The sequence below is a fragment of the Hufsiella ginkgonis genome (assembly GCF_009834915.1).
Lineage (GTDB): Bacteria > Bacteroidota > Bacteroidia > Sphingobacteriales > Sphingobacteriaceae > Hufsiella > Hufsiella ginkgonis.
The window spans coordinates 86,124-98,379 of the sequence record NZ_WVHS01000007.1; the positions used below are offsets into that span (position 1 = coordinate 86,124).

General features: G+C 50.6%; 12 protein-coding genes. 8 read left to right on the top strand and 4 right to left on the bottom strand.

The genetic code is table 11. The annotated features are described in order from the left end of the window. Positions 1 to 175: 175 nt before the first annotated feature. The 3 genes from GS398_RS21795 to GS398_RS21805 all read left to right on the top strand — a co-directional run bounded on the left by GS398_RS21795 (position 176) and on the right by GS398_RS21805 (position 3,945). A complete protein-coding gene (locus tag GS398_RS21795) occupies positions 176 to 1,816 on the top strand; it encodes a TldD/PmbA family protein (protein ID WP_160908954.1) in 1,641 nt (546 codons plus the stop codon). Positions 1,817 to 1,896: 80 nt separating this feature from the next. Continuing rightward, positions 1,897 to 3,234 (top strand): TldD/PmbA family protein, encoded by a 1,338-nt coding sequence (locus GS398_RS21800; RefSeq protein ID WP_160908955.1) that lies wholly within the window; start codon positions 1,897 to 1,899, stop codon positions 3,232 to 3,234. Positions 3,235 to 3,252: 18 nt separating this feature from the next. Next, entirely contained in the window at positions 3,253 to 3,945 is a 693-nt protein-coding gene (locus tag GS398_RS21805; RefSeq protein WP_160908956.1) for a DUF1361 domain-containing protein, read from the top strand. 109 nt (positions 3,946 to 4,054) lie between these two features. Here the strand turns inward: GS398_RS21805 and GS398_RS21810 are convergent, their stop codons facing one another. From GS398_RS21810 to GS398_RS21825, 4 genes are read right to left on the bottom strand one after another with little or no spacing between them, the layout of a single operon-like run. Further along, positions 4,055 to 4,660 carry an RDD family protein gene (locus GS398_RS21810; protein WP_160908957.1) on the bottom strand — a complete coding sequence of 202 codons (606 nt, stop codon included), beginning with the start codon at positions 4,658 to 4,660 and terminating at the stop codon, positions 4,055 to 4,057. Between the two features lie 9 nt (positions 4,661 to 4,669). Beyond that, positions 4,670 to 5,638, bottom strand: coding sequence for a toast rack family protein (locus GS398_RS21815; RefSeq protein WP_160908958.1), 969 nt, complete (start codon positions 5,636 to 5,638; stop codon positions 4,670 to 4,672). A gap of 2 nt (positions 5,639 to 5,640) precedes the next feature. Then, the gene (locus GS398_RS21820) at positions 5,641 to 6,213 is read right to left on the bottom strand and encodes a PspC domain-containing protein (protein ID WP_160908959.1); all 573 of its coding nucleotides are present in this window, start codon (positions 6,211 to 6,213) and stop codon (positions 5,641 to 5,643) included. Positions 6,214 to 6,239: 26 nt separating this feature from the next. Beyond that, a complete protein-coding gene (locus GS398_RS21825; protein ID WP_160908960.1) occupies positions 6,240 to 6,941 on the bottom strand; it encodes an SDR family oxidoreductase in 702 nt (233 codons plus the stop codon). 58 nt (positions 6,942 to 6,999) lie between these two features. Between GS398_RS21825 and GS398_RS21830 the strand changes: the two genes are divergently transcribed. The 5 genes from GS398_RS21830 (at position 7,000) to GS398_RS21850 (ending at position 12,159) form a co-directional block, all read left to right on the top strand. After that, positions 7,000 to 7,734 carry an MlaE family ABC transporter permease gene (locus tag GS398_RS21830; RefSeq protein ID WP_160908961.1) on the top strand — a complete coding sequence of 245 codons (735 nt, stop codon included), beginning with the start codon at positions 7,000 to 7,002 and terminating at the stop codon, positions 7,732 to 7,734. After that, a complete protein-coding gene (locus GS398_RS21835; protein ID WP_160908962.1) occupies positions 7,731 to 8,483 on the top strand; it encodes an ABC transporter ATP-binding protein in 753 nt (250 codons plus the stop codon). Before GS398_RS21830 ends, GS398_RS21835 begins: the two co-directional genes overlap by 4 nt. 121 nt (positions 8,484 to 8,604) lie before the next feature. Continuing rightward, positions 8,605 to 9,495 carry a class I SAM-dependent methyltransferase gene (locus GS398_RS21840; RefSeq protein WP_160908963.1) on the top strand — a complete coding sequence of 297 codons (891 nt, stop codon included), beginning with the start codon at positions 8,605 to 8,607 and terminating at the stop codon, positions 9,493 to 9,495. A 30-nt stretch (positions 9,496 to 9,525) separates the two neighbouring features. Continuing rightward, positions 9,526 to 11,097 carry an N-acyl-D-amino-acid deacylase family protein gene (locus GS398_RS21845; protein WP_160908964.1) on the top strand — a complete coding sequence of 524 codons (1,572 nt, stop codon included), beginning with the start codon at positions 9,526 to 9,528 and terminating at the stop codon, positions 11,095 to 11,097. Positions 11,098 to 11,103: 6 nt separating this feature from the next. Next, complete coding sequence (locus tag GS398_RS21850) at positions 11,104 to 12,159, top strand: hypothetical protein (RefSeq protein ID WP_160908965.1); 1,056 nt, start codon at positions 11,104 to 11,106, stop codon at positions 12,157 to 12,159. Positions 12,160 to 12,256 lie beyond the last annotated feature (97 nt).

The window sequence follows — 12,256 nt, forward strand, 5'->3', positions numbered from 1 at the left end:
CATGTGCAAGAATCAACATACGTAAGCGCTTACGCATATAAGGCCAAATCACATGTTAAAGTTATAGAATATGGGGAAAGCACCTTACCTGGGCTTTCACTTATTTTTCCGTAGACATAACTACAACCAATACAAAAAAATCTTATTTTTAAGTTTGAATCGTAAATAAGTCACAATGAAAAGAAGAAACTTCCTTTACCTCTCAGGCATCGGGGCAGCTTCGGCCATGCTGCCGGGCGTGCCGGTTTGGGGTAATCCTATACATCCTGATGAATTGCTGAGCCCGGTAGACGTAGCGTTAAAAAAGCAGCTTGCAGATGTTGCCTTAAATGCGGCCCGTTCTAAAGGCGCCACATACACGGATGTACGGATCGGCCGCTACCTTAACCAGTACGTGGTGACGAGGGAAGAGAAAGTGCAGAACATTGTGAATACCGAGTCGTACGGCATGGGCATCCGGGTGATCGCCAACGGAAGCTGGGGATTTGCAGCCACCGATAAGCTCGACAAGGACAGCATCGCCCAGGCGGCGGCGTTGGCTGTTTCTATTGCAAAAGAAAACTCGAGGCTGCTCACAGAACCCGTAAGGCTTGCGCCTCAAAAGGGTTATGGCGAGGTTTCGTGGAAAGCCCCCATTGAAAAAAACGCTTTCGAAGTACCGATCAAAGAAAAAGTAGACCTGTTGCTTTCGGTCAACGATGCGGCTATGAAAGGCGGCGCTGATTACATCAACTCGATCCTCTTCCTGGTGAATGAGCAAAAATACTTTGCTTCTACGGACGGCTCGTACATCGACCAGGATATCCACCGCATCTGGCCGACGTTTACGGTAACCAAGATCGACCAGAAAACAAGTAAGTTCGAAACACGCGATTCGTTAAGCGCCCCCACCGGGATGGGCTACGAGTACCTGCTGCCACGTCCCCAGGACCGCATCAGCGGAGGCATGACGCCGCTGTACAAAAATCGCTACGACATGCTTGAGGACGCAAAATCTGCCGTGAAGCAGGTACAGGAAAAGATCGTGGCGAAGTCTGTAGAGCCGGGCAAATATGACCTGGTGCTCGACCCGTCGCATCTCTGGCTCACGATCCACGAATCGGTGGGACACCCTTCAGAGCTCGACCGTGTATTGGGATATGAAGCTAATTATGCGGGAACGAGCTTTCTCACCCTCGATAAGTGGGAATCGAAAAAATTCAATTTCGGCAGTAAGCTGGTCAATATTGTGGCCGACAAAACGCAGGTAGGCTCACTCGGCGCCGTTGGATACGACGACGAAGGGGTAAAAACCAAGAAGTGGGACATCATTAAAGATGGGATCCTCGTTAACTACCAGGCCATCCGTGACCAGGCGCACATCATCGGGCTGAACGAGTCGCAGGGCTGTTGCTACGCCGACAACTGGAGCAGCGTACAATTCCAGCGCATGGCGAACATATCCCTCCAACCCGGAAAAGAAAAGAAAAGCATCGACGACCTCATCAGGGGCGTAAAGAAAGGGATCTATATAATTGGCAACGGCTCGTTCTCGATCGACCAGCAGCGCTACAACTTCCAGTTCGGGGGGCAGCTGTACTACGAGATCAGGGATGGAAAAATCGCCGGCATGCTGAAAGATGTGGCCTATCAGTCCAACACCCAGGAATTTTGGAACGCCTGCTCGGCGATCGCCGACGAAAGCGATTACCGCCTGGGCGGCTCCTTCTTTGATGGGAAAGGGCAGCCGGGGCAGGTAAGCTCCGTATCACACGGTTCTTCTACCGCACGGTTCGACGGCGTAAACGTAATTAACACGGCGAGGAAGATCGGGTAGAAAAGTTGGAACAAATAAATAGCGATTAAGAAGTTAGTAAAATCACCAAACGTATAACGTATAACGTAAAACGTCACAACATGGCAATCTTAACCAAAGAAGAGGCTCGGGCCCTGATGCAAAAAGTATTAAGCTATTCGAAAGCCGACGAATGCGAAGTTAACCTTTCCGGATCTGACGGCGGGAACATTCGTTACGCCCGTAACTCCGTGTCGACCAGCGGCGGCACCAGCTCGGGCAGCCTGGTGGTACAATCGTCGTTCGGGAAGAAAGTCGGCGTAGCAACCATTAACGAGTTCGATGACGCCTCCCTGGAAAAGGTGGTCCGCAGGGCGGAAGAGCTGGCAAGGCTTGCCCCCGAGAATCCTGAGTTCATGAAGAACCTGGGCGCGCAAACCTACGATCCGCCACCGGCTACTTTTGTGACCTCCACGGCCAATATCACGCCCAAACAAAGAACGGATATGGTGGCGCAGAGCCTCCGGATCGCGAAAGAAAACAAGCTTACGGCCGCCGGGTTCCTGGAAAACAGCGCCGGGTACTCCGCAATGATGAATACCAGCGGTGTTTTCGCTTATAATACGTCAACCAATGTAAATTTCAACGTTACCCTCCGTACCGAAGACGGGAAAGGTTCGGGGTATGCTTCCAAGGGATATAACGACGTAACCAAGCTCGACGTAGCTTCCGCGACCCGGATCGCAGCGCAAAAAGCCGCCGGTTCTTCGGCAGCCAAAGCGATTGAACCCGGAAAATATACCGTGATCCTGGAACCCGCGGCGGGCATCGTGCTGCTGGAAAACCTCTACTTTGGCCTGGATGCCCGCAGCGCCGATGAGGGACGCAGCTTCCTGAGCGCACCGGGAGGCAAGACCAAACTCGGTCAGAAACTAGTAGATGAGCGGATCACTATTTATTCAGACCCTAACGATCCGGACCTGCCAACCAGCTCCTGGAACGGCGATGGGCGCCCGATGAAAAAGACCACCTGGATAGACAAGGGTGTGATCAAAAACCTGAGCTACTCGCGCTACTGGGCGGAGAAAAAGGGCGTTCCTGCATTGCCCGGCCCGGATGGTATCACCATGGTGGGCGGGAACGCCTCCCTCGAAGACCTGATCAAAAGCACCGAAAAAGGGATCCTGGTAACGCGGTTATGGTACATAAGGCCGGTAGATCCACAGACGCTGCTGTTCACCGGCCTCACCCGCGATGGTACTTTTTACATCGAAAACGGCAAGATTGCCTTCCCGGTGAAGAATTTCCGCTTCAATGAAAGCCCCATTATCATGCTGAACAACCTGGATGCCCTGGGCAAACCGGAAAGGACCGTGAGCGGCGAATCCGGCGTGCACGCTATGATCCCGCCAATGAAGATCAGAGACTTTACTTTCACCTCACTTTCTGATGCCGTTTAACATTTACGAGTTAATAATATGGGACTTTACAGGAGATTAAAACAACTGCGGCGGGTCGAGCTCACCATCCACCTCGCGTTGATGTCTGTTTTTAGTTTCGGTCTGTCTATCTTAAGGTGGCAGGTCACCGGGACAACCAGTTACCTTTTCCTCAATTTTAACTTGTTCCTGGCTTTTATCCCCTGGGCGATCAGTTCACTGGTATTGCTGTACCCTAGGTTACAGCATAAATTGCTGTTAACGTTTTCGTTTTTTGTCTGGGTGCTGTTCTTTCCGAACGCGCCCTATATTTTGACGGACCTTTTTCACTTACGCGAAAGGATAAATGCGCCTGTTTGGTTCGACCTTGCGCTGATCCTCTCGTTTGCCTGGACCGGCCTGCTGTTTGGGTTCAGCAGCCTGGTTGATATTGAATCATTGTTATCCCGGTATTTCCGCCGCAGCGTGGTAACCGGCATGATCGTGGTCCTGTTATTCTCTGCCGGCTTCGGCGTGTATCTTGGGCGCTTCCTTCGCTGGAACAGCTGGGACGTGATCAGTGCGCCGGACGTATTGTTCTTGGGGATCACCGACAGGTTCATTAATCCATTCGATCATTCCCGTACCTGGGGACTGACCATCGTTATAGGCATCCTGCTTAATTCGATGTTCTTTTCAGTCAGGCATTTTAAAGGCCGGCGCCCCGGAACCGCGGATCAGGCAATATCATAAAAGTTTCAGGCAAAGGGCGTAAAGGGGCCTAATACATGGTTGTTCCGCTCACTTGTCCGCTTCTGGCGCTACTGCCCTTCCGTTTCCACCGAAGGTAATAACGGAAAAACTATACCAGGCGCTCCTTAACGACAAGCGTTCCGGCCATTTTATCGTGGAGGCATTGTTGCCTGCGATCAAAAAAACCGGTCAGGTACCCGATGCCAAGCAGAAGCCCAGAGAGCAGCTTTGCCAGGTTCCGTGCAAATGCCCTCCCGGTACTGATCGGCAAGCCTGTCTCATCACAGACCTTCAGCCCCAGCCAGCTCTTTCCAAAAGTGCCCTGGCGCTGGGAGCCCTCCATAACGGCGGCGTAAACGATCTTTACAGGTAGCAGCAGCAACGGCAAGCTGATGGAGATGAGCGCTTTCATGATCTTTCCGTCGGTTAAGATCACCAATAATAAGGCAACCGCTACGCTAACGGTGGCTACCACGAAATAATCGATGGCTACCGCCAGCAACCTGACGTCGAGCGTAGCGAAATATTGAGGAGTGACGGCTATTTTTTTGAAACCCAGCAGCTTCCGGAGCTCGGGGATTTCATGGGCTTCTTTATAATCATCCATCCCGGTCGTTTTCATGAACGTACCGGGACGGATGTTTAATGTTTGCAGTTCAGCGAGATCATGCGGACCAGTGGGTTTTCCATCTACTACGATATACCAGTCCTTCATGCAATGCGGTTAGTATCTTGATACGTTAAAGTCAGAGAGGCCACCCTTCAGGTCGATGATGATCGTTTTGGCGGCGGTCTTAAAGTTCGAAGTTACAAAAGTTCCATCAGGTTGTTTGGTAAAGCCTTCGAAATCTGACGAAGAAAGACCCGACTTGACCCTTACCTGGCATCCCACGGAAGCCGGCACCTTTAACTTCACTTCTGCCATACCTGTATTTGCAGTTACGCGGGTGATCGTTTCCGGCGGCACGCCAAGTTTCGCTTCGAAAGAAGCGGCACCGCCGTGAAGGTCAAGGCTCCCTACTCTAAATGCACTGAGGTCGAATTTACTTTCGCCTGCGCCAACATTTACGTTAATATCCCAGATAGGGCGGGTATTAAGCCTGAGGCGTGCTTCGTTACCCTCGTTATCGCCATGAAAAAAGCGTTTCGAGCCGGAGGTCATGTTAAAGTTAACGATCTGCAGGCTGTCTTTGGGGGTGTTTGTGAGCGTGTAACCGTTTTTCGAGCCTTTAAAGCTGGCATCTACCAGGTCCGAAGTGGTATCGCTGATGCGGTAGCTGGTGGCGCCTCCCCGGATGTTGAGCTCGGCATGTGTAATACCGGCGTTTAAAGGAGCGATCATGTTATCACCTTCCCATTTGCTGTTGCGGCGGTCGTTATCGTCGTCATGGTCATCGTCATGGTCTTCGTACTGGTAATTGAACCACCGGTTGGCACTACGGTCGGGCGGCATACTTCCCTGGTAAGCGATAAAACCAAGCACCAGTACAGTGATCACCACGGCGACATAAGGGCTTGCCGCCGCATCCGAACGGGAGAACAACATATTTACACCGAAGAGGATGAGTATCACCGGCCAAAACATCCTGATACTTCTCCACCAGTAAAAGTCAATTACATCAAAGCTTTCGAGCAGGAATACCCCGCCTATAAAAATGAGGATCAGACCCCATACTAATTTTTCGGTTTTCATGGTTAAATATTTTGGGAGGGGTCAGTAGTGTTTGGGTTGGCAGTTGGTTCCTCTTCAGGAAGGTCGATCGGTTGCTTGGGAGCCACTACAGGTGATTCAGGCGTCCTGGCAGCTTTTGTAAGCAGCATGATACCGGGAATAATCAGCGCGAGCGGCCAAAGTTTCCAGAAAGCAAACCACAAAGGCAGGATGTTAAGCTGGTTAATCAGGAAGCAGACACCCACGCCAATTAAAATAAAGCCGGCAACTAATTTTCCGCTGTCGTCTTTTTTCTTGCCGGCATACTGGCTACTAAAATCAGGCTGTGGTGTGGCACCGGGGTACGGGCGGTCGCTATTATAAACCCGGTAGTCGGGAGCGGCACCAGGATTTGGGTTGCCAAAAGGCATAAACGGCTTTTTAGGCACTGCGATCCAAAGAATGATGTAGGCCGGGAACCCGGCGCCGCCAGACACCAGTGCAACCAGGAAAGCGATTCTGACCCAGGTTACTTCCCAGTCAAAATACGCTGCGAGACCGGCGCACACGCCGCCGATCATTTTGTTATTTTCGTCACGTTGTAGTTTCTTTTCCATTGTTGTTCGTTTTAAATGTTGCGGGTTCATAACTCCCCTTTTACGGGCCGGATCAGCAGCTCGTCCACATTACAGCCATGGCTCATTTGCAAACAGTTTAACACTGCCGAGGCGATATCTGCCGCCGCTACGAAACGCGACTCGTCTTCTATCACCTCTCCCCAGGATTCCGTTAATGTCGATCCCGGGAGAATGGCCGTAACTTTCACGTGGTAAGGCATTAACTCTTCACGCAATACTCTTGTTAGACCCAGCAGGGCAAATTTTGTTACAGTATAAGACCCCGCCGTAATCACTGGCTTTATGGCGGCGACAGAGCATATATTGATAATATGACCGGAACGGTTTTGACGCATTTGCCGCCCGAATATTTTGCATAACCGGTACGGCGCCCCGAGGTTTAGCGGAAGCTGGAGCGACAAAAGGTCGTCTTCTTCATCAAGAATGCGTGAGGGAATGAACACACCCGCGTTATTGACCAAAACATCTATTGATTTAAAGTGTTCATGTACAAAGTCTGCAAAACGTATCAGCTCCCCTTTGTCGGAGCAATCGGTCTGCAGGCCATGTATCTGTAAAGCAGGATGTGCTAATCGGAGTTCGGCCAGCAATCGTTCCAGGTCGTCCTGGTTCCTCGAACAAAGGGCCAGGTGATAACCCGCCGACGCCAGTTTCAGCGCGATTGCTCTTCCGATACCTTTGGTGGCGCCTGTGATAACAGCATTCATGTGGTTAAAATATGCAATCGTGTGTTCAAAATCTTAATTTAGAAAAAAATATACTTAAATGTTCTTTCACCCATTCGGTAAATATATACTCTTGCTAAAAGCTGTTTTCCGCAAACCCGAGAAATGGAACATTTACAGGAAAGAGATCTTCAGGGAAATGGATTCGATCGGGGTAGGCTCCCTGGGAATTATCTCTATTATTTCGGTCTTCCTGGGTGCTGTTACCACGGTGCAAACGGCTTTCCAGCTGGTGAGCGACCTGGTCCCGAAATCTGTGATCGGCGGCATCGTTCGTGACTCTACCATCCTCGAGCTCAGCCCTACTATTTCGGCCATCGTACTTGCCGGCAAGGTCGGTTCAAGCGTCGCTTCGCAAATTGGTACCATGCGCGTTACCGAACAGATCGACGCCCTGGAGATCATGGGTATTAACTCGCCCGGCTACCTCATTCTGCCTAAAATACTAGGCGCTGTTTTTACCATCCCATTGCTCGTGATCATCTCCATCTCACTCAGTATCCTTGGAGGTTATCTTGCAGGTGTAGCCTCAGGCGCTGTTACCGCGCAGGATTTTATCAACGGGTTAAATACCGGCTTTATCCCGTTCACATTTACGGTTTCGATGGTTAAATCGATCATTTTTGCGTTCATTATCACTTCCGTTTCTGCTTACCAGGGATTCTATACCAATGGCGGCGCACTTGAAGTAGGCCAATCGAGCACCAAGGCCGTAGTGATCAGCTGTATCGCCATCCTTTGCGCAGATTATATCGTTGCCCAGTTACTCCTATGATCGAGATTAAAAACATCAATAAAACCTTTGGCGAAAACCATGTCCTCCGCGGGATCTCGGCCGAATTTAACGAAGGCATGTGCAACCTGATCATCGGCGGGTCGGGCTCAGGGAAAACCACCCTGCTTAAATGTATGGTAGGTTTACACGAACCGGAAACGGGCTCGGTAAGCTATGATGGCCGCGATTTTACCCGGCTCAATTTCGAAGCCCGCATTGATGTCCGCAAAGAGATCGGCATGCTTTTCCAGAGCTCCGCACTTTTCGACTCGATGACGGTGGAGGAAAACATCATGTTCCCGCTCAACATGTTTACCGACCAAAACCGGAAAGAAAAACTCGAAAGGGTAAACTTCTGCCTCGACCGCGTGAACCTCGAAGGAAAAAATAAGCTGTTCCCGTCCGAGCTATCCGGCGGGATGAAAAAACGCGTCGGCATCGCGAGGGCTATTTCTATGCAGCCGAAATACCTGTTCGTGGATGAGCCAAACTCGGGCCTCGACCCTAAAACATCTATCGTAATTGACGAGCTGATCAAAGAGATCACAGAAGAATATACCATCACCACGGTAGTAGTTACGCACGATATGAACTCCGTAATGGGGATTGGAGATAACATTATTTTCCTTGCAAACGGCCAAAAGGAATGGCAGGGATCTAACAAGGAAATTGCCCATACCGACAACAAGGAGCTAAACGATTTCGTATTCGCCAGCAAATTTATGCAGGCAGCGAAAGATAAATTATAGGTTGTCAGTGATCAGCCGGGGTTCGCCCGGCGGGGAGTTAATCAATTTATGGAGCGGGTGCCCGTTGCAGGCATTATTTTGACTAATTAGTGATATGTTTGCGCAGCCTGTCATTTAACCTATGATTCAACTGCTCACGCCCTCGTATTGGAAAGACTATGAACTGATCGATTGCGGCAACTTCGAAAAACTGGAACGCTTTGGCGAAATGATCCTGATCAGGCCCGAGCCACAGGCCGTATGGAACAAGGGGTTGCCGGAATCTGAGTGGACGAAGCTACATCACATCCGGTTTAAGGGCCGCTCGGCAACCTCCGGCGAGTGGATCAAAAAAAATCCCGGATCGCCCGACCGGTGGCATGTCACTTACCAGAATAACGAAGCCACTATCAGTTTCCGGCTGGCGCTTACTTCCTTCAAACATGTGGGGATCTTCCCGGAACAGGCCGTAAACTGGGATTATATTTCCGATACCATTAAACGCTTCAGTACTCCCCGGCCAAAAGTCCTCAACCTGTTTGCTTACACCGGCGGCGCATCGCTGATGGCGCAAGCGGCAGGCGCAGACACCTCGCACGTTGATTCTATTAAGCAGGTAGTTACCTGGGCCAATGAGAACATGGAGCTTTCCCGGCTAACGGATATCCGTTGGGTGGTAGAAGACGCCCTCAAGTTTGTAAAACGCGAGCTGAAACGGGGAAAAAAATACAACGGGATCATTCTCGACCCCCCGGCGTACGGGCATGGGCCCAACGGCGAAAAATGGAAACTGGAGGATCATATCATGGAAATGATGAACGATGTGACCAAACTACTTGATCCTGAAGAACATTTCCTGGTTCTCAACACTTATTCACTGGGGTTTTCGTCGGTAATTGTGGAAAACTTGATCCGGTCGTCGATACCAAATCCAATGAATCTTGAAACCGGCGAGTTATATTTACAAGCAACCGCGGGCAGCAAACTACCGCTCGGCGTATTTGGAAAAACGAGAAAGATCAGGGAAGCATAACTGCATCCCACACGCGGCAGCCATCACCCAATGAAAAAGAACTTCTTCCTGATCCTGTTAATTGTTCCTTTTGCCGCTTCTGGCCAGCGTGCGGATATCCTGGTAAAGAACGGACGGATCGCAGACGGTACGGGGAACTCCTGGTTCTATGGCGATATCGCTATTAAAAAAGACAAGATCTTTGCCATCGGGAACCTGGGCGGGATGAAAGCGAAAACCGTGATCGATGCAGGAAAGAAAGTGATCGCCCCGGGTTTTATCGACGTACACACGCACATAGAGGGCGACGAAAAGGTCACGCCAACCGCCGACAATTTTATTTATGATGGCGTAACCACTGTCATTACGGGGAACTGCGGCGGATCCGAGGTAGATATCCGCCGCTATTTTCAGATGCTCGACAGCATTCACCTTTCTGTGAATACGGCAACATTTATTGGTCACAATGATGTACGCCGCGCCGTGATGGGCACAGAGAACCGCGAACCCACTGCGCCGGAACTGCGGAAAATGGAGGCGCTTGTTGAAAAAGCGATGCGCGACGGCGCCGTCGGCCTTTCTACCGGGCTTATTTATATACCGGGGACCTACGCCAAAACCGGCGAGGTGGTGGCGTTGGCAAAAACGGCATCCCGGTACCATGGCATCTATACCTCGCATATCCGTAGCGAGAGCCAGGAAGTATTTGCCGCTATAGATGAAGCGCTGAATATAGGACGACAAGCGAATATGCCGGTCCAGATCTCTCATTTTAAGATCGGCAAGCCCTGGTGGGGACGGTCTGACAGCACCCTCGGTATGATCATAAAAGCCCGGAATGAAGGTTTTGACGTTACCATCGATCAATACCCCTATACGGCCAGCAGCACTTCGCTGAATTCGATCATACCGTCGTGGGCCCTGGAGAACGGCCGGGAGGAGATCCGCAAACGGCTGAACGACTCTCAAACCCGCCAGCTGATCGCGGCGGAAATGCTCGAAGATATGGTAAAACGGCAGCGTCCCGATTTCAGCTATGCGGTGGTCGCCTATTTTGAGGCCGACCCGGCATTAAACGGAAAGAACATTTCGGAGATCAACGTGTTACAGGGTAGAAAAAAAACCATACCCGACGAAATTGAAACGATCCTGGGCCTTGTTGCCAGGGGCGGTGCGTCGATGGTGTTTCACAGTATGGACGAAGCCGATGTACAAAACATTATGAAATACCCGTTTACCATGATCGCCTCCGATTCCGGGATACGCCAGTTCGGCAAAGGCGTGCCCCATCCGCGCGGATACGGAAGTAACGCAAGGGTACTTTCAAAATATGTGCGCGAGAAAAATACGATCGGGCTGGAAGACGCCATCAGGCGGATGACCTCGCTGCCCGCGCAAAAGTTCGGGTTTACCGATCGCGGACTGCTGCGAAAAGGCATGAAGGCCGACCTGGTGATCTTTGACCCGGCGGCCGTTAATGACGAATCTACTTACGAAAAGCCCCACGCGTTTTCCAAAGGCTTCCAATATGTACTGGTGAACGGAAAAGTTACTGTTGATAACTTTATCCACACACAAGTGCGTAATGGACGTGTTTTGTACGGCCCGGGGCACCATAACTAACAAAAAATGATCAGGAAAACCCAGTTATTAAAGATTTCCGCGGTAGCGGCAAGTGCGCTCGTTCTATTCACCAATTGTGGAAACACCACGGTAACCGGAAAGGACGGCAAAAAGAAGACAGATAGCGGTACCGTGGAAACTGCCGACAGCATTAAGCCATATGTTACCAACCTGAACCCCATTGATACCGCCGCCTATAACAAGAAGATCCTTTCGCTGGCCAATGGCGATACCACGGGCAGGTGGCCGGTAAAAAACCAGCCTTATCCCCTTCCGGGAGCCATATTGCCGTTTAAACGGATCGTGGTCTATTATGGCAACATGCACTCGAAAAAAATGGGGGCGCTGGGCGAATATGCACCCAAAGAAATGTGGTCGCGCCTGAATGCGGAGATCAAACACTGGGAAAAAGCAGATCCCGCCACCCCTGTACAGGCCGGGATCCACTACATCGCCGTAGTAGCAAGCGGAACCCCGGGCAAAGACGGCTATTATGTGAACCGGATGCCCGACAAGCAAATTGATTCGGCGCTGGCTATCGCGAAAATGCACAATGCCATCGTGTTCCTCGACCTGCAGGTGGGGCTAAGCACCATTCAAAAAGAACTGCCGCGGATAGAGAAATACCTGAAACTCCCCAATGTGAACCTGGGCGTCGACCCGGAATTCTCCATGAAAAGCGGCGATAAACCCGGCAAACGCATAGGTACCTATGATGCCGCCGACATCAATTATTGCTCAGCGTACCTGGTTAAATTGATCCGCGAGAATAACCTGCCGCCAAAGGTCTTTACCGTGCACCGTTTTACAAAAAAAATGGTGACTAATTATAAACAGATCAAGTTACATCCCGAGGTACAGATGGTGATGCATATGGACGGCTGGGGCGAACCCGAGCTCAAGATGGGCACCTATCGCTATTTTATCCAGGGAGAACCTGTCCAGTTCACCGGGTTCAAGCTGTTCTATAAAAACGACCTGAAAAAGAAACCAAACAGGATGATGACACCGGAAGAGCTCCTGAAATTGAAACCGCAGCCGATTTATATCCAGTATCAGTAGCATAAATATGCGAAAGTCACCACGCATTGTAAAAATAAGGTAACAACAGCCCGATTTCATTTAAAAAATCACATTTTTAGAATTAAAATGTGATGAA

Excerpts from the sequence above, each read along its gene's own strand:
- GS398_RS21795 (WP_160908954.1), top strand. The coding sequence starts at position 176 with ATGAAAAGAAGAAACTTCCTTTACCTCTCAGGCATCGGGGCAGCTTCG.
- GS398_RS21800 (WP_160908955.1), top strand. The coding sequence starts at position 1,897 with ATGGCAATCTTAACCAAAGAAGAGGCTCGGGCCCTGATGCAAAAAGTA.
- GS398_RS21805 (WP_160908956.1), top strand. The coding sequence starts at position 3,253 with ATGGGACTTTACAGGAGATTAAAACAACTGCGGCGGGTCGAGCTCACC.
- GS398_RS21810 (WP_160908957.1), bottom strand. The coding sequence starts at position 4,660 with ATGAAGGACTGGTATATCGTAGTAGATGGAAAACCCACTGGTCCGCAT.
- GS398_RS21815 (WP_160908958.1), bottom strand. The coding sequence starts at position 5,638 with ATGAAAACCGAAAAATTAGTATGGGGTCTGATCCTCATTTTTATAGGC.
- GS398_RS21820 (WP_160908959.1), bottom strand. The coding sequence starts at position 6,213 with ATGGAAAAGAAACTACAACGTGACGAAAATAACAAAATGATCGGCGGC.
- GS398_RS21825 (WP_160908960.1), bottom strand. The coding sequence starts at position 6,941 with ATGAATGCTGTTATCACAGGCGCCACCAAAGGTATCGGAAGAGCAATC.
- GS398_RS21830 (WP_160908961.1), top strand. The coding sequence starts at position 7,000 with ATGTTCTTTCACCCATTCGGTAAATATATACTCTTGCTAAAAGCTGTT.
- GS398_RS21835 (WP_160908962.1), top strand. The coding sequence starts at position 7,731 with ATGATCGAGATTAAAAACATCAATAAAACCTTTGGCGAAAACCATGTC.
- GS398_RS21840 (WP_160908963.1), top strand. The coding sequence starts at position 8,605 with ATGATTCAACTGCTCACGCCCTCGTATTGGAAAGACTATGAACTGATC.
- GS398_RS21845 (WP_160908964.1), top strand. The coding sequence starts at position 9,526 with ATGAAAAAGAACTTCTTCCTGATCCTGTTAATTGTTCCTTTTGCCGCT.
- GS398_RS21850 (WP_160908965.1), top strand. The coding sequence starts at position 11,104 with ATGATCAGGAAAACCCAGTTATTAAAGATTTCCGCGGTAGCGGCAAGT.